Annotated in this window: 21 protein-coding genes, 1 tRNA gene and 1 pseudogene; 8 read left to right on the plus strand and 15 right to left on the minus strand. The window is 68.5% G+C overall.

Annotated features, from left to right (window positions below; all coding sequences use genetic code 11):
- Nucleotides 1-522, plus strand: coding sequence for a MerR family transcriptional regulator (locus IGS68_RS22410; RefSeq protein ID WP_201081591.1), 522 nt, complete (start codon nt 1-3; stop codon nt 520-522).
- Nucleotides 523-631: 109 nt separating this feature from the next.
- Nucleotides 632-705 (plus strand) — tRNA-Pro (locus IGS68_RS22415).
- 270 nt (nt 706-975) lie between these two features.
- On the opposite strand, the gene IGS68_RS22420 is transcribed toward IGS68_RS22415, so the two are convergent.
- Nucleotides 976-1,317 carry a hypothetical protein gene (locus tag IGS68_RS22420; RefSeq protein ID WP_201081735.1) on the minus strand — a complete coding sequence of 114 codons (342 nt, stop codon included), beginning with the start codon at nt 1,315-1,317 and terminating at the stop codon, nt 976-978.
- Between the two features lie 95 nt (nt 1,318-1,412).
- Between IGS68_RS22420 and cutA the strand changes: the two genes are divergently transcribed.
- The gene (gene cutA, locus IGS68_RS22425) at nt 1,413-1,721 is read left to right on the plus strand and encodes a divalent-cation tolerance protein CutA (RefSeq protein ID WP_371821854.1); all 309 of its coding nucleotides are present in this window, start codon (nt 1,413-1,415) and stop codon (nt 1,719-1,721) included.
- Nucleotides 1,722-1,832: 111 nt separating this feature from the next.
- Complete coding sequence (locus IGS68_RS22430; protein WP_201074068.1) at nt 1,833-3,074, plus strand: MFS transporter; 1,242 nt, start codon at nt 1,833-1,835, stop codon at nt 3,072-3,074.
- Here IGS68_RS22430 and IGS68_RS22435 read toward each other — a convergent pair.
- The 4 genes from IGS68_RS22435 to IGS68_RS22450 all read right to left on the minus strand — a co-directional run bounded on the left by IGS68_RS22435 (nt 3,061) and on the right by IGS68_RS22450 (nt 6,596).
- Nucleotides 3,061-4,371, minus strand: coding sequence for an O-acetylhomoserine aminocarboxypropyltransferase (locus tag IGS68_RS22435; protein WP_201074070.1), 1,311 nt, complete (start codon nt 4,369-4,371; stop codon nt 3,061-3,063). The two genes, IGS68_RS22430 and IGS68_RS22435, sit on opposite strands and share 14 nt — an antisense overlap.
- 19 nt (nt 4,372-4,390) lie before the next feature.
- Nucleotides 4,391-4,891 (minus strand): CoA-binding protein, encoded by a 501-nt coding sequence (locus IGS68_RS22440; RefSeq protein WP_201074072.1) that lies wholly within the window; start codon nt 4,889-4,891, stop codon nt 4,391-4,393.
- A 15-nt stretch (nt 4,892-4,906) separates the two neighbouring features.
- Nucleotides 4,907-6,175: a molybdopterin molybdotransferase MoeA gene (locus tag IGS68_RS22445; RefSeq protein ID WP_201074074.1), complete on the minus strand. Its 1,269-nt coding sequence runs from the start codon at nt 6,173-6,175 to the stop codon at nt 4,907-4,909.
- Nucleotides 6,176-6,422: 247 nt separating this feature from the next.
- Nucleotides 6,423-6,596: a hypothetical protein gene (locus IGS68_RS22450; protein ID WP_201074076.1), complete on the minus strand. Its 174-nt coding sequence runs from the start codon at nt 6,594-6,596 to the stop codon at nt 6,423-6,425.
- Nucleotides 6,597-6,683: 87 nt separating this feature from the next.
- On the opposite strand from IGS68_RS22450, the pseudogene IGS68_RS36330 reads away from it, so the two are divergent.
- Nucleotides 6,684-7,514, plus strand: a pseudogene (locus tag IGS68_RS36330) (IS5 family transposase).
- Here IGS68_RS36330 and IGS68_RS22460 read toward each other — a convergent pair.
- From IGS68_RS22460 to IGS68_RS22490, 7 genes are all read right to left on the minus strand, one after another.
- Nucleotides 7,511-7,819, minus strand: a complete 309-nt coding sequence (locus IGS68_RS22460; RefSeq protein WP_201074078.1) for a helix-turn-helix transcriptional regulator — start codon at nt 7,817-7,819, stop codon at nt 7,511-7,513. The pseudogene IGS68_RS36330 and the gene IGS68_RS22460 sit on opposite strands and share 4 nt — an antisense overlap.
- Entirely contained in the window at nt 7,806-8,285 is a 480-nt protein-coding gene (locus IGS68_RS22465; RefSeq protein ID WP_201074080.1) for a hypothetical protein, read from the minus strand. Before IGS68_RS22465 ends, IGS68_RS22460 begins: the two co-directional genes overlap by 14 nt.
- A 189-nt stretch (nt 8,286-8,474) precedes the next feature.
- Nucleotides 8,475-9,461 (minus strand): ABC transporter ATP-binding protein, encoded by a 987-nt coding sequence (locus tag IGS68_RS22470; protein ID WP_201074082.1) that lies wholly within the window; start codon nt 9,459-9,461, stop codon nt 8,475-8,477.
- The gene (locus IGS68_RS22475) at nt 9,458-10,507 is read right to left on the minus strand and encodes an ABC transporter ATP-binding protein (RefSeq protein WP_247881023.1); all 1,050 of its coding nucleotides are present in this window, start codon (nt 10,505-10,507) and stop codon (nt 9,458-9,460) included. Before IGS68_RS22475 ends, IGS68_RS22470 begins: the two co-directional genes overlap by 4 nt.
- Complete coding sequence (locus tag IGS68_RS22480) at nt 10,479-11,366, minus strand: ABC transporter permease subunit (protein ID WP_201074084.1); 888 nt, start codon at nt 11,364-11,366, stop codon at nt 10,479-10,481. The genes IGS68_RS22475 and IGS68_RS22480 overlap by 29 nt, the downstream gene beginning before the upstream one ends.
- 182 nt (nt 11,367-11,548) lie before the next feature.
- Nucleotides 11,549-12,466, minus strand: a complete 918-nt coding sequence (oppB, locus tag IGS68_RS22485) for an oligopeptide ABC transporter permease OppB (RefSeq protein WP_201074086.1) — start codon at nt 12,464-12,466, stop codon at nt 11,549-11,551.
- Between the two features lie 34 nt (nt 12,467-12,500).
- Nucleotides 12,501-14,093: a peptide ABC transporter substrate-binding protein gene (locus tag IGS68_RS22490; RefSeq protein ID WP_201074089.1), complete on the minus strand. Its 1,593-nt coding sequence runs from the start codon at nt 14,091-14,093 to the stop codon at nt 12,501-12,503.
- Nucleotides 14,094-14,309: 216 nt separating this feature from the next.
- Here IGS68_RS22490 and IGS68_RS22495 point away from each other — a divergent pair, with 216 nt between their 5' ends.
- Genes IGS68_RS22495 through IGS68_RS22505 form a run of 3 tightly spaced genes read left to right on the plus strand, consistent with a single transcriptional unit; the run spans nt 14,310 to nt 18,305 of the window.
- The gene (locus IGS68_RS22495; protein WP_201074091.1) at nt 14,310-16,544 is read left to right on the plus strand and encodes a VTT domain-containing protein; all 2,235 of its coding nucleotides are present in this window, start codon (nt 14,310-14,312) and stop codon (nt 16,542-16,544) included.
- Entirely contained in the window at nt 16,541-17,326 is a 786-nt protein-coding gene (locus tag IGS68_RS22500; RefSeq protein WP_247881024.1) for an endonuclease/exonuclease/phosphatase family protein, read from the plus strand. The genes IGS68_RS22495 and IGS68_RS22500 overlap by 4 nt, the downstream gene beginning before the upstream one ends.
- 4 nt (nt 17,327-17,330) lie before the next feature.
- Entirely contained in the window at nt 17,331-18,305 is a 975-nt protein-coding gene (locus tag IGS68_RS22505) for a lysylphosphatidylglycerol synthase transmembrane domain-containing protein (RefSeq protein WP_201074095.1), read from the plus strand.
- On the opposite strand, the gene IGS68_RS22510 is transcribed toward IGS68_RS22505, so the two are convergent.
- Genes IGS68_RS22510 through IGS68_RS22520 form a run of 3 tightly spaced genes read right to left on the minus strand, consistent with a single transcriptional unit; the run spans nt 18,274 to nt 21,130 of the window.
- On the minus strand, nt 18,274-18,501 hold the full coding sequence (locus tag IGS68_RS22510) for a sulfurtransferase TusA family protein (protein WP_201074098.1): 228 nt from the start codon (nt 18,499-18,501) through the stop codon (nt 18,274-18,276). The genes IGS68_RS22505 and IGS68_RS22510 overlap by 32 nt on opposite strands.
- Before the next feature lie 40 nt (nt 18,502-18,541).
- The gene (locus tag IGS68_RS22515; RefSeq protein WP_201074100.1) at nt 18,542-19,327 is read right to left on the minus strand and encodes an efflux RND transporter periplasmic adaptor subunit; all 786 of its coding nucleotides are present in this window, start codon (nt 19,325-19,327) and stop codon (nt 18,542-18,544) included.
- A gap of 9 nt (nt 19,328-19,336) precedes the next feature.
- Nucleotides 19,337-21,130 (minus strand): TolC family protein, encoded by a 1,794-nt coding sequence (locus tag IGS68_RS22520; RefSeq protein WP_201074101.1) that lies wholly within the window; start codon nt 21,128-21,130, stop codon nt 19,337-19,339.
- Nucleotides 21,131-21,261 lie beyond the last annotated feature (131 nt).

Consider the following 21,261-nt stretch of genomic DNA (forward strand, 5'->3'; position numbering starts at 1 on the left):
ATGACCGCACCCAACCCGGACCCGCGGCCCCGCAGCATGGCGAAATCGGCCACAGCCTTCCGCACGATCAGCGAGGTTTCCGCCGAACTCGACGTGCCGCAGCATGTGCTGCGCTTCTGGGAGACCAAGTTCCCCCAGATCCGACCCCTGAAGCGCGGCGGCGGCCGGCGCTATTACCGGCCCGAGGACGTCGAGCTGCTCCGGCGGATCCAGAGCCTGCTCTACAAGGAAGGCTACACGATCAAGGGCGTGCAGCGCCTGCTGCGGGAAGCGCGCGGCGGCATGCCCCAGGCCGGCCCCGACCAGCAGCCCCGGACCGGGGAGGAACCCCGCGCCGCCGCGGCCGCGGAGACGGACCACGAACCTTTCGACCATGACGACGACGAGGACGATCACGAGCATGGGCATGGACACGGGTACGAGGAACCCGGCGGGATGACCCGCACCCAGCGCGAGGACATCGAGGCGGTGCTGACCGAACTGATAGCACTCCGCGACATGCTGCGGGGCGGCAGGAAATAGGCAAATAAATTCATCGGAGCGATTGCGTGGCCCCGGGGGCGCGGCTATAGTCCGCGCCACACCGGACGAACCGCCGCCGAGAAGGCCGGCACGGATCGCCGGGGTTTGACGGGCAGTAGCGCAGCCTGGTAGCGCATCAGTCTGGGGGACTGGGGGTCGTGGGTTCGAATCCCGCCTGCCCGATATCTTCAGGAAACTGAACATTCGGTCGAGAGCCGGCAACGTGACGAACGTTGCCGGCTCTTTCCGTTCCGGAGCGGCGCCGTCATCGACGAGGGAAACCGGCCGAAGGATAAGGCACGCGCAAACACGAACGGCCCCCGATGGGGGCCGTTCGCGTCTACAAAACCTTCTGCGGCTCATTGGCCGCCTCGCCCTTTTGCGGGCGTTTCCCCCCTAGACTCGGGCCGGTGCGATCCGTTGCATATGTATGCGTTCAAGGAAGGTATTATGTCAAGCCTGCGGCGTATCGCCACTGGCAGAAATTTTTCGCCCCTTCCCTTCGCCGCCCGCCGGCACCTCCAGCAGCAGCCGTCCCGCCTCGGTCAGGCGGCAGACGACCCAGTCCGGCTTCAGCGGATTATGGAACCAGCGCTCCGCCCAGCCGGCGTCGATGCACGACCGGACCAGCGCGCGGTCGACTCGCTGCCCCTCCTCGTCGAACAGCGGCAGCTTCCCGCCGGGCTGCGAAAGCCCCCGGCGCAGCCACTGGAGCTGCCGGGCCTCCGGCCGAGCGCCGGTCTCCGGGCCGGGTTCTGGCCTGGGTTCTGGCCCGGGTTCTGGCAGAGCGGTCATGGATCGGTCCGGCTGGTGGGATGACGGGTGGCGCATCTTACGTTAGCCTGCCTGCTCAGCCAATATCATGCACACGCGGCGGGCGATCGATGGACATGATCTTCGTTTACATGACGGTGCCGACCGCGGACGAGGCGCGCCGGATCGGGCGCATCCTGGTGGAGGAGCGGCTCGCGGCCTGCGCCAATCTGCTGCCCGGCATGACCTCGATCTATCGCTGGCAGGGCAAGGTCGAGCAGGCCGGGGAGGTGGTCGTCATCGCAAAGACGAAGGCCGACCTGTTCGACCAGCTGGAAGCGAGGGTGAAAGAGCTCCACGGCTATGACTGCCCCTGCATCGTGGCCTTGCCCCTCTCGCGGGGCCACGCACCCTATCTGGACTGGATCGTCGCCGAAACCGGGTGAAGACGCGCATAGGAGCCATGCGCGGGGTGCAACTTGCCCGGGTTCCCCGCGACATGCGACGTTTTCACCCAGCATCCATCGACGGCGCACTGTCTTCTTCCGAGGTCCATCATGTCTCCCCTCTCCGCCCGCCTCTCGCTGGGGTTCGCCTGTATCGGCCATGCCTTCATGCATGTGCTGACCGCGTTGTACCTCACGGTCGTGCTCGGGCTGGAGCGGGACTGGGCCATGAGCTACGACGAGCTGATCCGGCTCTGGACGGTCGGCTCCCTGATGATCGGGCTGGGCGCCCCGATCGCCGGCTGGCTGGGCGACCGCTGGAGCGACGCCAAGATGATGGTCGTCTTCTTCCTGCTGACGGGCGCCGGGTCGATCGCGGCCGGGTTCGCCGGCGGCACCACGGCGCTGGCCGTCGGCTTGGCGGTCCTGGGGCTGGGCGGCTCGATCTTCCATCCCGTCGGCATGTCCTGGGTGATCAAGAACGCGACCAACCGGGGCCGCGCGCTCGGCGTCATGGGGATCTTCGGCAGCGTCGGCATCGCCGGGGCGGCGATCGTCGCCGGCGGCCTGACCGAACTGATCAACTGGCGCGCCGCCTTCATCGTTCCGGGGGTGGTGTGCATGGCCGCGGGCTTCGTTCTGCTGGCCTGCATCGCGACCGGGCTGGTCACCGACAGGGAACGGGACGCCAAGCCGCAGCCGGGCACCAACCGCGCCGACGCCGTCCGCGCCTTCCTGGTGCTGTCGGTCACCATGGTCTGCGCCGGCCTGATCTTCCAGTCCACCATGACCGCGATGCCCAAATGGTTCGGCGAGCGCATGACCGGCCTCGTCGGCGAAGGGACCCTGGGCGTCGGCGGACTGGTCACCCTGGTCTATCTGTTCGCCAGCGGGTCGCAGTTCGTCGGCGGCATGCTGTCCGACCGCTATCCGCTGAAGCGGGTCTATGTCGGGTGCCTGGCGATCCAGATCCCGCTGCTGCTGATCGCTTCCAGCTTCGCCGGGCTTCCCCTGCTGATGGTGGCGGCGCTGGTGGTGTTCACGCAGAGCCTCCAGATCCCGGCGGAAACCATGCTGCTGGCCCGCTACACGCCGGCCCGGCACCGCGGGCTGGCGTTCGGCGCCAAGTTCGTGCTGTCCTTCGGCGTTGCTCCCCTGGGCGTCCAGCTCGTGGCGCTGGCCTATGGCTGGAGCACCGATTTCTGGTGGCTCTTCGTCATGCTCGCCGGCTTCGCGGCCACCGCCGTGCTGGCGGCCACCCTGCTCCCCCGGGAGGCGCCGGCGGCTCCCGCCGTGCCGGCCGTTCCCGTGGTGGCGCCGCCGCTCGCGGCCTCCGCCGTCAGCGCGGAGTAGCCTTCGCCAGCGCCTGGTCCAGGTCCGCGATCAGGTCCTCCGCGCTCTCGATGCCGACCGACAGGCGGATGACGTCGGGCGTCGCCCCCGCCGCCTTCAGCCCCTCGTCGGAGAGCTGGCGGTGGGTGGTCGAGGCCGGATGGATGATCAGCGACCGCGTGTCGCCGATATTGGCGAGGTGGCTGAACAGCTCGACGCCCTCGACCACCGCCACGCCGGCATCGAAGCCGCCCTTCAGGCCGAAGGTGAAGACCGCGCCCGCCCCCTTGGGCAGGTACTTGCGGGCCAGCTCATGGTATGGGCTGGACGGCAGGCCGGCATAGTTGACCCAGGCCACGGCGGGGTGGCCTTGGAGGAATTCGGCGACCTTCAGCGCGTTGGCGCAGTGCCGCTCCATGCGGAGCGCCAAGGTCTCGATCCCGGTGAGGGTCAGGAAGGCGTTCATCGGCTGCTGGTTCGGCCCCAGGTCGCGCAGCCCGATGGCGTGGCCGTGGATCGTGAAGGCCAGGTCGCCGAAGGTCTCGTGGAAGCGGAGGCCGTGGTAGCCGGGCTCCGGCTCGGTCAGCGCCGGATACTTGCCCGCCGCGGTCCAGTCGAACCGGCCGCTGTCCACGACCGCGCCGCCGACCGAATTGCCGTGGCCCGACAGGAACTTGGTGGTGGAATGGACGACCAGGTCGGCGCCGTGCTCGATCGGTCGGCACAGGTACGGCGTCGCCATGGTGTTGTCCACGATCAGCGGAACGTTGGCCTCCCCCGCCACCTCGGCGATCGCCGCGATGTCGGAGACCACGCCGCCCGGATTGGCCAGGCTCTCGATGAAGATCGCCTTGGTCTTGGGCGTCAGCGCCCTGCGGTAGCCGTCGGCGTCCTCCCCGTCGACGAACACCGCCTTCCAGCCGAAGGCGCGGGGAAAGCTGTTGGCGAACTGGTTGAGCGACCCGCCATAGAGCCGCCGCGACGACAGGAACTCCTCCCCCGGCGCCATCAGGGCGAAGAAGGTCAGCATCTGCGCCGCGTGGCCCGACGCGGTGGCGGTGGCGCCCCGGCCGCCCTCCAGGCTGGCGATGCGTTCTTCCAGCACCGAAACGGTCGGGTTGGTCAGCCGCGAATAGATGAAGCCCATCTTCTGGAGATTGAACAGCGACGCCGCGTCCTCGACGTCGTCGAACACGTAGCTGGTGGTCTGGTAGATCGGCGTCGCCCGCGCGCCGGTCGCCGGGTCCGGAGCCGCCCCGGCATGCACCGCCCGCGTCTCGAACCCGAATGTCCTCTGCCCAGTCCCGTCCCCGGCCATGGCGCTCCCCTCCCCTGTCCTACATCAGTTTCTTGACGGCCTTGACCGGCCGCTTGCGGTTGGTGATGACGTTCGAATTGATGCCGTTCCAGCCCAGCTCGCCGTGGAGCCGCATATACTCGATCTTCGGGCAGCGGTTCATGACGACCTTCAGCCCGGCCTGCTCCGCACGCTCGGCGGCCTCGTCGTTCCGCACCTGGATCTGCATCCAGACGACCTTGGCGCCGATCGCGATGGCGCTGTCCGTCACAGGCCCCGCCGCCTCGGAATTGCGGAAGACATCGACCATGTCCACCGGCTCGGGGATATCCTCCAGCCGGGCGTACACCGTCTCCCCCAGCAGCTCCTGCCCCGCGACGCCGGGATTGACCGGGATCACGCGGTAGCCCCTGGATTGAAGGTACTTCATGACGAAATAGCTGGGCCGGTTCCAGTTGGTGCTGGCGCCCACCAGGGCGATCACCTTGGCCGACGCCAGGATGTCCGAGAGGTACCGGTCCGTGTACGTGTCGTGCTGCATGGGATCCGCCTGTGTTCAGCGCACTTCGCTGAACGGCATGTACGATACCATGCCGCCCCGCTCAAGCCGGGTCACGTCCTCCGGCAGCACCACCAGGCCGTCCGAGTCCACCATGGACGACAGGACGCCGGCCCCGTCGCGGGCGAACTTGGTCGCGACCAGCTCCCCGTCGGCTCCGGGCGACAGGCTGACCCGGACGAACTCGCGGCGGCCCTCCTTCTTCCTGTAGTCGAAGTCGGCCCGGACCCGGAACAATGTCGGCTCCGAAACGGTCTCGCCGGCCAGGTGCTGGATCAGGGGACGCGCGAGGCAGAAGAAGGTGACCATGGCGGCCACGGGGTTGCCGGGCAGCCCGACGAACGGCTTGCCCTGGACTTGGCCGAGCGCCACCGGGCGGCCGGGCTTGATGGCGAGCCGCCAGAAATGCAGCCCGCCCAGCGACTCGACGGCCCCCTTGACGTGGTCCTCCTCGCCGGTCGAAACCCCGCCGGTGGTCACGATCAGGTCGTGCCCTTCGGCGGCCCGCTCCAGCGCCGCCCGAAGCTCGGCCGGATCGTCGCGCAGGATGCCCAGGTCGGTCACCAGCCCGCCCATCCGGCGGACCAGCGCCGACAGGGTGAAGCGGTTGGCGTCATAGATCGCGCCGGGGCCGAGCGGCCGGCCGGGCTCCTCCAGCTCGTTGCCGGTCGAGACGACGGCGACCCGCAGCGGCCTGCGCACCGCGGCGCCGGTCAGACCGACCGCCGCCATCAGCCCGACATCCTGGGGCCGCAGCCGGCGCCCCGCGCGGAGGATCACCGAGTCCTCCCGGACGTCCTCCCCGGCTTCGCGGCGGTTGGCGCCGCGCTTGATGCCCGGCCGGATCACGACGGCCCGAGTCCCGTCGGGCGCTTCCCGCTCGCCGCAGTCCTCCTGCATCATCACGGTGTCGTACCCGGCCGGCATCGGCGCCCCGGTGAAGATCCGGACCGCCGTCCCCGCCGGGTCCCGCTCCACCGGCCGGTCGCCGGCGGCCACGCGGGCGACGATGGGGAGCACGGTTTCCCGTTCGGCGGACAGATCCTCGAACCGCACCGCGTAACCGTCCACGGCGGAATTGTCATGGGGCGGCACGCTGACCCCTGCCACCACGTCCTCCGCCAGCACCCGGTCCAGGGCGGCATCCAGGGCCACCCGCTCGACCTCCGTGACGGCCACCAGCCGGGACGCCAGCATGTCGCGCGCGGCGTCCAGGGACATCAGGGGGCCGCCGAAGGCGAAGCAATCGTCACTGAGCTGGGCCATGGGGAATGTTCTCTCGAAGTCTCGGAAACGGCAGGGTCGGAACGCGGCATCCTAACGGGCCGGACCGAAGCCGTCACCCCACCGGATAGTAGCCCACCGGATGTCAGGATGAAGACCCGTTGCCTATCCGCAGGATTTTCACGCCGGTTGCGGCTTCCACTCGATCGTTCCAGGCTCTTTCGGCGATAATGACCACGGCCCGCCGCTCCCACCACAGGCAGGAACCGTCGATCCATCAAGAACCGGATCACTCAAACCCGGCCGCCGCCCGACGCTCCTCGCTCAGTTCATCGACCAGACTGATCCCTTCCGGAACATAGCGGCTTGCCATTGCCTGGGCACAAGCGACGGCAGCCCGGATCGGCTCAAGGCGGATCTGGCCGGCCTCGACATGGAGGATGAACTTGCCTCCCTCCTGCATACCCAATTCGGACCGGACATTTGCAGGGATCACTAAGAGCGTCTAACAAAACCTTGATGAGAGGCTGACGCCGCCTATCTGACGGGCATGGCGAAACCCCTTGTCAGCGATGAGCTGTGGGCGGTCGTGGCGCCGCTGTTGCCGTCCCGTCCGCCCCGTCCGAAAGGCGGTCGGCCGCCGGTCGATGACCGGGCGGCGCTGACCGGCATCCTGTTCGTGTTGCGAAGTGGCATTCCGTGGGAGATGCTGCCGCAGGAGATGGGCTGCGGCTCGGGCATGACCTGTTGGCGGCGGCTGCGCGACTGGCAGGCCTCAGGGGTCTGGGAGAGGTTGCACCACGTTCTTCTGGACCGGCTGGGCAAGGCCAACGCGATCGACTGGAGCCGGGCGGCGCTGGACAGCGCCAGCGTCCCGGCAAAAAGGGAGGCCGGGAGACCGGGCCGAACCCGACCGACCGCGGCAAGCCGGGCTCGAAGCGCCACGTCGTCATCGACGCCAACGGCATCCCGCTGGCCGTGACCCTGTCGGCCGCCAACATCCACGACAGCCGGATGCTGGAGGCCACCGTCGATGCCATCCCGCCCATCCGCCAGTGCGCCGGCCGGCCCCGCCGCCGTCCCGCCAAGCTGCATGCGGGAGCTTTAGCTAACGCTGAAAGCGGTACAAAGGCTATGATTTCCGGCGCTGCCGGCGTGCGTTGCGCGGACGCGCCATCATTCCCCGGATCGCGCGGCGCGGCATCGACAGCACCGAGCGCCTGGGCCGGCACCGCTGGAAGGTCGAACGCACCTTGGATGGTTCGCCCAATTCCGGCGGACCTCCGTGCGCTACGAACGCCGGATCGATATCTTTGCCGCCTTCAACCACCTCGCCGCAGCCCTCATCACCTTCCGCTTCGTCGAACGATGGTTATGTTAGGCACTCTTATCCGCTCCGTGATTGACGTCGTGCCGAACCGGGCGCGGCAACAATGATATTTGCACCGGCCGATCAAGGGCGTAAGCCAGATCAGCGAGAGTTTCCAAAGTCATGTTGGTCTCGCCGCTGAGCTTTCGTGAAATATGCGACCGGTCCACCTCCAGGATGCGTGCCATCTCGGCCATGGTCAGCCCACGCCGTTCCTGCTCTTCGGCCAGGGCTTGGGCGAGGACATGCTTGATCTCGCTCACCAAGCGCAGGTAGGAGCGGCGGCGTTCGTCGATACGGAAGCTACGCGTTCTCATCGGGCCTTGTCCCCGCGATGCTCTTGGGTTCGTCCAGTGGCAATGCGTCACGAAAGTCCGCGACGTGGTCGATATGCTCTCGATAGTCCATGGGCTGCTTTAGGTTCCGCTTCATGGCACCCCTTACCGCAAGGAAAGTTCCAAGAGTAGGAAACCATCCGAAGATCCGTACATCCGGTGTTCTCAATGACCAGATGCCCCGCGTTTCCGGTCGCAGAAGCTTCTTATGGACCCCATAGACCATGGGCCATCCTTTGACGAAATCAACGAATATAGCCTCCACCTGCTCATAGGGACTCATGTCCCTGCCGCGGGCATCGCTCCATTCGTCATACAGGACGGCCTCGATCCATTCATCGAACTGCGCCGCAAAATAGACCGACCGGTGCGGCAGTTCATGGGGTGCAAGGTTCGCTTCGAACTTGACGAGGGTACCCTTCGTCCAAAGATGCTCCAGTGTTGCCATAAAAGTCAACACCGCATCTTCGCAACGGATGCCGCCGACCCGCGTCCAACGTCGCGCTGGGCGCGGTGCTCTTGGAGTTTTGCGCGCATTCCCGTCACCAGGCGGTTGAACGATCGGTTCCCATGCCGACTGGATATAACGAAAGAGGTAGTTCCGCAATTCCCTCGTATGCGTGAGGGTGTGAGGTGATCACTCCCCCCTGAAATGGCACGCCGCGAAGTGCCCCGGCGCCACCGGATCGAAGCCGGGCGCCACCTCCGCGCACACCGCCTCGGCGCGCGGGCAGCGGGTGCGGAAGTAGCAGCCGCTGGGCGGGTTCAAAGGCGATGGCAGATCGCCGGTCAGGACGATGCGTTGCTTGGACCGCTCGCGGTCCGGGTCGGGGATAGGCACCGCCGAGATCAGCGCCTTGGTGTAGGGGTGGCGCGGGTCGCGGTAGAGGGTGTCGCGGTCGGCCAGTTCCGCCTGCTTGCCCAGGTAGAGCACCATGATGCGGTGGCTGATGTGGCGCACCACGCTCAGGTCGTGGCTGATGAAGATCAGCGACAGGTGGAACTCGCGCTGGAGCCGCATCAGCAGGTTCACGATCTGCGCCTGGATCGACACGTCCAGGGCGGAGACCGGCTCGTCGCACACGATCAGCCGGGGGTTCAGGATCATCGCCCGGGCGATGCCGATCCGCTGGGCCTGCCCGCCGCTGAACTCGTGCGGGTAGCGGTTGATCATCTCCGGCAGCAGGCCGACGCGGACCATCATGTCCTCGATCCGGGCGCGGCGGGCCGGTCGTTTCAGGTCCGGATGGAAGGTGTCGAGCGGTTCGCCGATGATGTCGCCGACGGTCATGCGCGGGTCCAGCGAGGCCAGCGGGTCCTGGAAAATCACCTGCATGTCCTGGCGGTGCCGGCGCATGCGGGATTCCGGCAGGCCGGAGATGTCCTCGCCCAGCCAGGCGACCGTGCCGCCGGTCGGCTCGATCAGCTTCAGCACGGCGCGGCCCAGGGTGGACTTGCCGCAGCCGGACTCGCCCACGATGCCCAGCGTCTCGCCGGGATAGAGGTCGAAGCTGACGCCGTCCACCGCGCGCAGGGTATCGGTGCCCCGGAACATGCCGCGCGGGATCGGGAAGGAGACCCGCAGGTCGCGGACCGACAGGAGGGGAGCGGGTGCGGCGGTCATCGGTATCCCACGGCAGGGTGATCCACGTTAGGGTGCTCCACGGCGGGGCGGTCGAGATGGCAGGCCTTGGCGCGGGCCAACCCCTTTGCTGGATCGACCGTCAGCAAGGCCGGATCCTCGGCGACGCAGCGCTCGAAACGGTACGGGCAGCGGGTCTGGAAGTTGCAGCCCGGCGGCAGATGCTGGAGGTTGGGCGGCTGGCCCGGGATCGTCGGCAGCTCCGACAGGGTGTCGGCGTCGATGCGCGGCATGCTCCGCAGCAGCGCCTCGGTATAGGGATGGCCGGGCGCGTAGAAGATGTCGCGGACGGTGCCGGTCTCGATCACCCGGCCGCCATACATCACCATCACCCGGTCGGCCAGCCCGGCGATCACGCCCAGGTCGTGGGTGATCAGGACGATGGCGGTGTCGAACTCCCGCTTCAGGTCGGCCATCAGGTCCAGGATCGCCGCCTGCACCGTGACGTCCAGCGCGGTGGTCGGCTCGTCCGCGATCAGCAGGTCGGGCCGGCACAGCAGCGCCATGGCGATCATCACCCGCTGGCGCATCCCGCCGGAGAACTCGTGCGGATACATGTCCAGCCGGCGTCGCGCCTCCGGGATGCGGACCAGGTCCAGCATCTCGACCGCGCGGGCACGGGCCGCCGCCTTGTCCATGCCCTTGTGGAGCCGCAGCACCTCGGTCATCTGGGTGCTGACCTTCAGGTAGGGGTTCAGCGAGGTCATCGGGTCCTGGAAGATCATGGAGATCTTCTCGCCTCGGATGCGGTTCAACGCCGGGGCCGGCAGCCCCAGGATCTCCCGGCCGCGGAACCGCACGCTGCCCGAGGCCCGGCCGTTGCCGGCCAGCAGGCCCATCACGGTCATGAAGAGCTGGCTCTTGCCGGAACCGGACTCGCCGACGACGCCGACGGTCTCCCCGGGCATCACGTCGAAGCCCACGTCGTCGACCGCCCTCACCTCCCCCTCCGGGGTGGCGAAGCGGGTGGTCAGCCCCCGCACGGAGAGCACGGCGTCCTCAGCGGTCCTTTGGGTCGAGAGCGTCACGGATACCGTCACCGATGAAGTTGAGCGAGAAGAGGGTCACCGCCAGGAAGACCGCGGGGAAGACCAGCATCCACCAGGCGCTCTCCATGTTGGCGGCGCCCTCGCTGATCAGCACGCCCCAGCTCGTCATGGGCTCCTGGACGCCCAGGCCCAGGAAGCTGAGGAAGCTTTCCAGCAGGATCACCTTGGGCACGGTCAGCGTCATGTAGACGACCACGGGTCCCAGCGTGTTGGGGATGATGTGCCGCCGGATGATCGAGAGCGGGCGGACGCCGCCGGCCCGCGCCGCCTCGATGAACTCCCTGCGCTTGATGCTGAGCGTCTGGCCGCGCACGATCCGCGCCATGTCCAGCCACTCCACCGCCCCGATCGCCACGAAGATCAGCACGATGTTCCGGCCGAAGAACACCATCAGCAGGATCACGAAGAACATGAAGGGCAGCGAGTAGAGCACGTCCACCAGCCGCATCATCACCGCGTCCGTCCGGCCGCCCAGATAGCCCGCCGTCGCCCCGTACAGGACGCCGATGGTCAGGCTGACCGCAGTCGCCACGAGTCCGACCATCAGCGAGATACGGCCGCCGTGCAGGGTGCGGACCGCCAAGTCGCGGCCGTTGGCGTCGGTTCCGAAGTAATGCCCTGCCGCGATGTCCGGCGGCGCCATGATGGCGTCCCAGGAGATCTCGTCCAGGTCGAACGGGATCAGCAGCGGCCCGGCGAGGCAGGCCAGCACCACCAGAGCCAGGACGGTGCCGGCCGACACGGCGGCCTTGTTGCGCATCAGCCGGCGCCGCGCGTCGCCCCACAGGCTGCGCCCCCGGATCGGCGCCGCCGTCACGGCGGGGTCGTGCAGGACCATGTCAGGAAACCTCAGTCATGCGAGACGCGGCTGTCGTAGGTCGGCCTTCGCCCGTCAGGGCGAACGCCGACACCCCGGTCGATTCCGACGCCGACGTCTCCAGGCGAACACCCCGGTCTGCCTGTCGGCGTTCACCTCCCGGTGAAGGCCGACCTACGATCGGACGGCGGCATTCTCCAGAATCAGTCATACCGGACCCTCGGGTCCAGCAGCCCGTAGGCGAGATCGACGATCAGGTTGAACAGGATGATCAGCACGCCGTAGAAGATCACCACGCCCATCACCAGGGTGTAGTCGCGGTTCAGGGCACCCTGGACGAAGTAGCGGCCGATGCCGGGAATGCCGAAGATCTGCTCGATCACCACCGACCCGGTGATCACCGCCGCGGTCGCCGGCCCCAGGTAGGAGACGACCGGCAGCAGCGCCCCCTTCAGCGCGTGGCGCAAGATCGTCACCCGCTCCGGCAGGCCCTTGGCCCGCGCGGTGCGGATGAAGTTGGAGCGCAGCAGCTCGATCATGCTGGCCCGGGTCATGCGGGCGATGTAGGCGATCTGCGGCAGCGCCAGCGCCACGACCGGCAGCAGCATCTGTTGCCAGGTTCCCCAGCCGCCCGTCGGGAGCAGCCCCAGATGGACGCCCAGCACCAACGTCAGCAAGGGCGCTATCACGAAGTTCGGGACGGCGATGCCGAACATGGCCGTCCCCATCACCGCATGGTCCAGCCCGCTGTTCTGGCGGAGCGCCGCGAAGGCGCCCAGCGCCGTGCCGACCACCACCGCCAGCAGCATGGCCGTGCCGCCGAGCTGGAGCGACACCGGGAAGCCGCTCCAGATCAGCTGGGTGACCGAGAAGTCCTTGTACTTGAAGGACGGCCCGAAGTCGCCCTGGACCACCTGCCCCAGGTAGCGCAGGTACTGCATCGGCAGCGGCTCGTCCAGGTGGTAGGCCGCCGCCAGGTTCCGCTCGATTTCCGCCGGAAGCGAGCGCTCGCCGTCGAACGGCCCGCCCGGCGCCAGCCGGACCAGGAAGAAGGTGATCGTCAGGATGACGAGCAGCGTCGGGATCGCGCCCAGCAGGCGGCGGACGGCATAGCTCAGCACGGCAGGTTCTTTCTGGCTGGCTTTTCCGGGCGGACTATTCGAGGCGCAGGTATCGGGTCGGGTGCCAGTCCATCAGGTTGTCCTGCCAGCCCTTCACCTTGTCGGACACCATGTGCTGCTGGCTGTAGAAATAGATCGGGATGACCGGCATGTCGGCCAGCACCATCCGCTCGGCCTCCGCCAGCAGCCCGAAGCGGGCGGCCGGGTCGGTCTCGGCGGTCGCCTTGTCCGCCGTCCGGTCGTATTCGGGATTGGCGTAGCCGGCCGGGTTCTGCTCCCCGATGTCGCCGCGCAGCAGTTCCAGGAAGCTGTAGGGGTCCACATAGTCGCCGATCCAGGCGGCGCGCATCACCTCGAACTGCTTCTTGTTGCGGCTTTCCAGATAGACCTTCCACTCCTCGTTCCGAAGCGTGGTCTCGACGCCCAGGAACTGCTTCCACATGCCGGCGACCGCGATGGCGATCTTCTTGTGGTTGTCGTTGGTGTTGTAGAGCAGCTCGACCTTCAGCGGGTTGCCCTTGTCGAAGCCGGCCTCGGCCAGGATCTTCTTCGCTTCGGCGACGCGGGCCTTCTGGTCGGTCCCGGCCCACTCGACCTGCTGCTGCTGGTATCCCGGCACGCCGGGCGGCACCCAGCCATAGGCCGGGATCTCGCCGCCCTTGGTGATCTGCTTGACCAGGATGTCGCGGTCGAGCGCCATGGCCAGGGCGTGGCGGAGCCTGACGTTGCTCTTGAACGGCTCGCGGGTGACGTTGATGCCGTAATAATAGGTGCCGAAATAGGGGGAGTTGCGGAACTGGCCGGCCATGTCCTTTTCGAGCATGGGGATCTGCTCCTGCGGGACGTCGTAGGTCGTGTGCAGCTCGCCGGCCCGGAACTGCTTCAGCTCGGTGCCGTACTCCTCGACCGGGTAATAGAACACCGTGTCGATCCGGACCTCGGCGGCGTCGCGGAACCGGGGGTTCCTGACCGCCTTGATGTGTCCCTGGGGCACCCATTCCTGGATCATGTAGGCGCCGTTGGACACGATGTTGCCCGGCCGCGTCCATTCCCGGCCGAACTTCTCGATGGCCTGCCTCGGCACCGGATAGGCCGAGTGGTGCATCAGCATCTGGAGGAAATAGGGGGTGGGCGACCGCAGGGTCACCTTCAGCGTGCGGTCGTCCACGGCCTGCGCGCCGATCCGCTCCTTCGGCAGCTCGCCCTTGGTGATCCGCTCCGCGTCGGTGATCGGCCACAGGATGAAGGCGTAGTTGGACGCGGTCGCCGGATCGACCATGCGCGACCAGGAATAGACGAAGTCCCCCGCCGTCAGCGGCGTTCCGTCGGACCAGACCGCGTCGGGCCGCAGCTTGAAGACATAGGTCAGCCCATCGTCGCTGATCTCCCAGCTTTCCGCCACGCCGGGGCGCAGGGTACCGTCGGGGCCTGGATGGACCAGACCCTCGAAAATGTCCATCTGGATGAAGGATTCGGGCACGCCGGTCGAAATGGCCGGGTCCAAGGATTCAGGCTCCGCACCGTTGCCGCGTTTCAGGACCACCTCGGCATGCGATGAAGCCGATGCCGTCGCGGCGAATACCAAGGCCAGCCCGGCGCACGCCAGGAATTTGCGCAGATTCCGCATGTCTTGAAGCTCCCTGTTTACGTAAACGTAAAGCACGCCCTTCCGCGACCGCAACGCATTTTCCCGCGAGTCCATCACAGCGGAAGGAATTCGCAACTTTATTGTGCATGAACCCGCCGATGCGGCGATTCCCGCCGGTTTGGGGTTATCCCGGCTTGTCAAACGTTGATACAGCGATACGTCCCGTCCCGGATGCCAAGCCGAAGCCCGATATCCATGCCGCAGCCCGAGCCCCGCCGAAACTGCCCCGTTCCAGACCCGCTCGACACGTCGTCGCCGCTGCTTCGGCCGGGCACCACCTGCTGGCGGCTGGAGCATGCCGACCGGGTCGCCTTCATCATCGACGCCGCCGATTACTACGGCGCGGTCAAGGCGGCGATGCTCAAGGCGAAGCACTCCATCATCCTGCTCGGCTGGGACTTCGACACGCGCGTCGGCCTGGAAAGCGATCCCTCCGACCCCAAGGTGCCCAACCGGTTCGGCGAATTCCTGGAACGGCTGGTGGAAACCCGGCCGAAGCTCCGGATCCATGTGCTGAAATGGGACTTCTCGATGATCTTCGCGCTGGAGCGCGAGATCTTCCCGACCGCCCTGCTGGACCTGATGACCCACACCCGGGTCTCGTTCCGGCTGGACGGCGAGCATCCCGCCGGTGCCTGCCACCACCAGAAGCTGGTGGTGATCGACGACGCCGTGGCCTTCTGCGGCGGCATCGACATCACGGCGAACCGCTGGGACACCAGCGAGCACCTGGACCACGACATCCGGCGCAGGCGGCCCAACGGCGAGCTGTACGACCCGTTCCACGACATGATGATGGCGGTGGACGGGAACGCCGCGGCGGCGCTGGGCGAGCTGGCCCGCTACCGCTGGCGCCGCGGCACCGGCGAGCCGCCCATGCCGCCGGCCACCGGGGCGTCGGACCCCTGGCCGGACCGGCTCCGCGTCGACCTGCGCGACGCCGAGGTCGGCATCGCCCGCACCCTGCCCCGCCACGGCGACCAGGCCGAGGCGCGGGAGGTCGAAGCGCTCTACGTCGCCTCGATCGCGGCCGCCAAGCGGCTGATCTACATCGAGAGCCAGTACTTCACCGCGGAATGCGTCGGGCAGGCCCTGCTGTCCCGGCTGGGCGATCCGGACGGGCCGGAGATCGTGGTGGTCACGCCGCTGAACTGCCCGGGCTGGCTGGAGGAGGAGCTGATGGGCCGGGCGCGGCGCCATCTGGTCGACCGGCTGCGCAAGGCCGACACCTACGGCAAGTTCGCCATCTTCGGCGCGGTCACGCCGGCCGGGGTGCCGGTCACGATCCATTCCAAGACCATGGTGGTCGACGACACGCTGATGCGGGTCGGCTCGTCCAACCTGAACAACCGGTCCATGGGCTTCGACACCGAATGCGATCTGGCGATCGAGGCGGTTCCCGGCAAGGCGGGCTGCGAGGCCCGGCGCAAGGCGATCCGGCGCTACCGCGACCGGCTGCTGGCCGAGCACCTGGGAGCGCCCCGCGACGCCGTCGCGGCGAAGATGGCCGAGACCGGCTCCCTGCTGGAGACGATCCGGCATTTCCACGACCCGAAGGGTCATCGCCTGGAACCCGTCAGGGTTGACGATGTTGCCGGTGTCGACAGCTTCATCGCCGAGATCCACCTGTTCGACCCCGAGAAGCCGGTAACCGCAGAGGAACTGACCCGCCAGATCATGCCCGACCTTGAAAAGCCGACACCGCGCCTGAAGTTCGGACTCGTCGTCGGGGCGCTGGCCCTGCTGCTGGCGGGAATCGCCGCCCTGTGGCGCTTCACCGGCCTGAGCGAGCTGGCGACCGTGGACGGCGTGCTGGACTGGGCCCAGGGCCTGGCCGACATGCCGTTCGGGCCGCTGATCGGAGTCGCCGTCTATGTGGTCGGCGGGTTCGTGATGTTCCCGGTGATGGTGCTGATCGCCGCGACGGCCATCGTGCTGGGGCCGGTCTGGGGATTCGCCACCGCGATCTCCGGCTGCCTCGCCAGCGCCGCCGTCCTGTTCTGGGTCGGCCGTCTCGGCGGCCGGCGCTGGGTGCGGCGTTTCGGCGGCCGGTTCGTCAACAAGATCAGCCGCAGGCTGGCGGACCAGGGTATCCTGGCGGTCGCGGTGATCCGCGTCATGCCGGTCGCCCCCTTCAGCGTGGTCAACGTGGTGGCGGGAGCGTCCCATCTGCGGTTCACTGACTATGTGATCGGGACGGCCCTGGGCATGGCGCCGGGAACGCTGGCGTTCAGCCTGCTCGGCAGCCAGCTCGAACGGACGCTGCGGGAGCCCACTCCCGCCAGCATCGGGATCGCCGCCGGCATCGCGCTGGTGGCGGCCAGCCTGGGATGGATCGCCAACAAGCTGCTGGGCGGGCGAACGAGGACGGGACCGGCGCGCAAGGGCGACAAGGCGACGACAGCAACGACAGGGGCAAGCGAAGCGTGACTGATCTGCTCGAAAACACCGATACCGACATCGAGAGCGTCGACGAACGCGACGAGAGGCCGGGCGCGGCACCGCCCGGCCTGCGCTCGTTCCGAGTCGCGACCTACAACGTGCACAGCTGTGTCGGTGTGGATGCCAAGTTCGCGCCCGACCGGATCGCCGGCGTGGTCAAGGGGCTGGAGGCCGACGTGGTCGGGCTCCAGGAGGTCGGCTGGCACCATCGGGGCGAGATCGGGCTGGACCAGTTCGAGTTCCTGGGCCGGGAGACGGGGCTGAAGGCCTATTCCGGCCCGACCAAGCACAACGAGCGCGCCCATTACGGCAACGCCCTGCTCAGCCGGCTTCCCGTCCTGGAGATCCGCCCGATCGACCTGTCCCTGCCCCACCGGGAGCCGCGGGGCGCCATCGACGCCGATATCCAGGTCGGCGACAAGGTGGTCCGGGTGATCGTCGCCCATCTCGGGCTGGACCCGTGGGAGCGCAACGCCCAGATCACCCGCGTCCTGAACACGATGGAGCGCGGGCCGGAGCGGCCGACCGTGTTCATGGGCGACCTGAACGAATGGCGGCCCCGGTCGCCCCGGATCAAGCGGCTGATGCACTGCTTCGCCGACTGCGCCGCGCCGCGCAGCTTCCATGTCCGGATGCCGACGCTCCGGCTCGACCGGATCTTCGTGTCGGACGGGCTGGTGCTGTCCAACTACGACGTGGTCCGCACGCCGGTGACGCGGCGGGCGTCGGACCACCTGCCGGTACGCGCCACCGTGGCCCTGAAGAACTGACGTCTTGACCGACCGCCTCCGCCGGATCGGGCTGGCCGCCCTGCGCTTCGCCCTGTCGGGCCTGCTGCTCTGGCTGCTGCTGCGCCAGGCCGACGTGACGGCTCTCGCCGGGCGCCTGGCCGGCGTCGATCCGGGCTGGCTGGCGGCGGCCTTCGCCCTCACCGCGGTCCAGGTCGTCCTGATCTCCTGGCGCTGGGCCTTCATCATGGCCGGCCTGGACGCCGCCATCGGCACGGCCCGGGCGCTGCGGATCAACCTTGCCGCCTTCTTCCTGGGACAGGCGCTGCCGACCTCGATCGCCGGAGACGTCTGGCGGGTCTGGCGGCTCCGCGCGCTGGGGCACGGAGTCGGAACCGCCGTGCGCGGCGTCCTGGTCGACCGGACGACGGCGCTGCTCGGGCTGGTCGCGGTGGTCCTGGCCACCGGGCCGGCGCTGCTGGCCCGCATGCCCGACCCGGCGATGCGCGGGGGCCTGCTGGCCGGCCTCGGCACCGGAATGGCCCTGCTGGCCCTGGCGCTGGCGGCCGACCGGCTGCCGGGCCGCTGGCTGTCGGGAAGGCTGCGCGGCGTCGCGGAGTTCGGCCGGACGGTCCGCGGGCTGCTCGCCCGCCCCCTGACCGCCGTGCCGATCGTCGGCGTCTCGGCGCTGGTCCATCTGCTGGCCGGCGCGACCATGTGGCTGATCGCCCGGGGCCTGGACGTGCCGGTGGGCCTGGTCGATTGCCTGGTGCTGATGCCGCCGATCGTCCTGGTGGCGGGCATGCCGCTGTCGATCGCGGGCTGGGGCCTGCGCGAGGGCGCCGTCGTCGCCGTGTTCGGGCTGGCCGGCGTCCCGGTGGAAGGCGCCCTCCTGATGTCGATCCTGTTCGGAGCGCTGCTGCTGCTGGTCAGCCTGCCCGGCGGCCTGTTCCTGGCGCTGGGCGAAACCCGGACGGCCGGGGCGGCGCTCAGCCCGCGCCGCGCCGGATCCGATAGGTGAAGACGCCGCCTTGAGCGGAATGCTCGACCAGCTCGTGCGCCGTGGTATTGCAGAAATGGCGGAAGTCGATGACCGACGCCGGGTCGGTGACCAGCACGATCAGCTCCTCCCCCGCGTCCATGTGGTCGAGCTGACGGCGTGTGCGCAGGATCGGGAGCGGGCAATGAAGCCCGCGGACGTCCAGTTCCCGTGCCATTCGCTCTCCTCCTGTTGTCGGGACCGGAGGCGAGTGTAGCTCAATTGGGCATGGCGAACACGGCCCGGCCGCTCATGCCCGCCAGCAGCTCCTCCTGACGGCCGCCACCCTTCTCCGCGACCCTGCCGAACACCTTGCCGAACACCTTGATGGACTGGCTGACCGGATCGATCCGGGCGGACAGCCGGGTCACCTCCGCCGCGTAGGCGTGGCCGGTCTCCTCGATCAGGACCTTGAACCCGGTCCCCGGCACCAGCCAGGAGAGCCAGCGCGACGGAACGATCATCTCGACCTCCAGTTCCCGGTCGTCGAGGATCTCCATCAGCTCCTTCCCCTCCGTGACGAACTCGTATCGCCGGACCTTCAGCTCGGCGATCCGCCCGGGGAACGGGGCGAGGACGGCGCACCGCTCGACCATGGTCCGCATCATGGCGGTCTCCGCCTCGGCCGCGCTGAGCTGGGCGGCGGCGGCCTCCAGCTCCAGCGTGCTGACCGACCCCAGCTTGTCCAGCCGGGAATTGACCTCGTACAGCTTGCGGGCGGCCTGCTGCTGGGCGATCGCCTTGTTGAGCCGGGCGCGGTGGACCGCGCAGTCGAACCCGACCAGCTTCTGCCCTTCCTTGAACCGCTCGCCTTCGCGCAGGCCCAGGTCGTCGATCTTGGCCGCCAGTTCGGACGAAAGCATGGTGCTCCGCCGCGGCGAGATCTGCGCCCGGATCTCCGGCACGCCGCCCAGGCCGGCGCCGGCGTCGGCCGGCTGGCCCGCGGCCGGAGCGGAGGCGATCAGGAGGGCGGCGGCAAGCAGGCTGGGGAACCACCGGATCATCGCCGCCTCCTAGATCGGGTCGGCGATGAGCGGCTTCCGGCTCGGCCCGGCCGCGTGGACGGGACGCGGCGCCAGTCCGACCGGCGGGGCCGATGCCTGCACGACCGCGGCGGGCATGGCCGGGGCAGGCTCCGGGGCGACCAGCTCCGGGGCCGCCGGTGCGGCGATCGGCACCGCCTCGACGGGCTGCACCGCCGGGACCGCCGAGACCGCCGGAGCCGTCGACACGGCCGGCTCGGCGAGGGCCACCGGCACCGGCGTCGGCGGCACGAACCGGCCGGCCTGCCAGTCGGCGTTGATCGCGGCCAGCGCCTCGGTCAGGGCCTTGATGTCGTGGCTGGGCACCGTGGCGGGCAGCGGGTCGAGGCCGAGCGAGACGATCACGTTGGACGCCGCCGCCTGCAGGTCGGCATAGGCCCGGTCGCGCGCCAGTTCGGACAGGATGGCCGACGCCGCGGCCCGCACCCGCTCCAGCACGTTCTGGGCCTGGCTCGCCTGGGCCTGCCGGATGTTCTCGTACAGGCGCTGCTCGATCGAGTCGAGCAGGTCGGCCTGCTCGAAATTCCGCCGCGCCCGCTGGTACTGCTGGTAGCCGACATGGACCTGGGTCAGCGCCGCCATGCTCAGCGCCAGGCGCCGGGTCTCGGCCAGTTCCTGCTGGGCCTCGGCGACGCCGATCGATGCCGGCGCGGTCAGCAGGTTCAACAGGTTGAAGCTGACCCGCAGCCCCGCTTCGGCCCAGCTGTTGTTCACCAGATAGGAGTTGGTGTCGAAGTTGGCGGAGCCGGTGAAGGTCAGCCCGGGCAGCAGGCGCAGGATCGACTTGCGCACCTCGGCGGCGCTGATCCGGCGCTGGTAATGCTCCTCCCGCAGTTCCGGCCGGCGGTCCAGCGCCAGGACCTCCATCTCCTCGATCGCGAGGCCGACCTGGGGAACGTCGCGGCGGAATCCGGCCGGCAGCGCCAGCGTGAAGGGCTGGCCCGGCGGCAGGTTCATCAGCGCGCGGAGCTGGGCCTTGGCGATGGCAAGGTCCTGCTCGACCGTTTCAAGCTGGCGCATGACCTCGATCAGCGCCTTCTGGTAGCGAAGCACCTCGACCGGCGGGCGCAGGCGCTGTTCCTCGACCGACCGGGCGTCGCTCAGCGCCTGCCGGGTCTCCGCCAGGATCGGGCCGATCGCCGCCTCGATCCGCTCGGCCGACACCGCCTGCCAATAGGCGGCCCGGACCTGCTGGATCACGGAATGGACGACCCGCCGGCGCCGCTCGTCGGCGATCAGCGCGCGGTCCGCCTGCTGGCGCGCCTGGTAATAGCTGACGCCGAAATCCAGCACGTTCCAGGACAGGGTCAGGTCGGTGGTGAAGCGCTCCTGGTCCTGGCTGAGGGACGGATCGGTCGATTTGACGCCGGTCCTGGTGTTTTCGCTGACCGAGAGGTTCTCGTTCGACCGGGCCGTTCCCCCGGCGGCGGCCACCAGCCTGGGCAGCATGTCGTAGCGCGTCAGGTCGAGCTGCCGGTTCTGGAGCGCCTGGTCCATCGCGGTCAGCCGATAGTCCAGGTTGTACTTGATGGCCCGGGCCATCGCCTCTTCCAGCGAGATCGGGCCGGTCACCGGCTCCTGGTTCCGGAACAGGGCCTGCCGGTCGGCCGCGATCAGGGCCGACCGCTCCTCCGGCGTGACAGGCTCGGGCGTGATCGCGCAGCCCGATGCCGTCAGCAGCGCCAGGCCGAGTGCCGCAATCTGGAAATGCCGCCCGCCCCGCAGTCGACGCCGCACCCGTCCACCCGAAATGATGCCAGTCATATTCGCCCCTTGAAAAGCCCCAGCATGAGATTCGACTGCAGGGCATACCTCTTTTTGTTTAATCAATTAGGTGTAGTTGTTACGGTTGGCGCGGTCAATTGATTTCGTTGAAAAGTCGATGCGCGCGGCGG

The sequence above is a fragment of the Skermanella sp. TT6 genome (genome assembly GCF_016653635.2).
GTDB classification, from domain to species: domain Bacteria; phylum Pseudomonadota; class Alphaproteobacteria; order Azospirillales; family Azospirillaceae; genus Skermanella; species Skermanella cutis.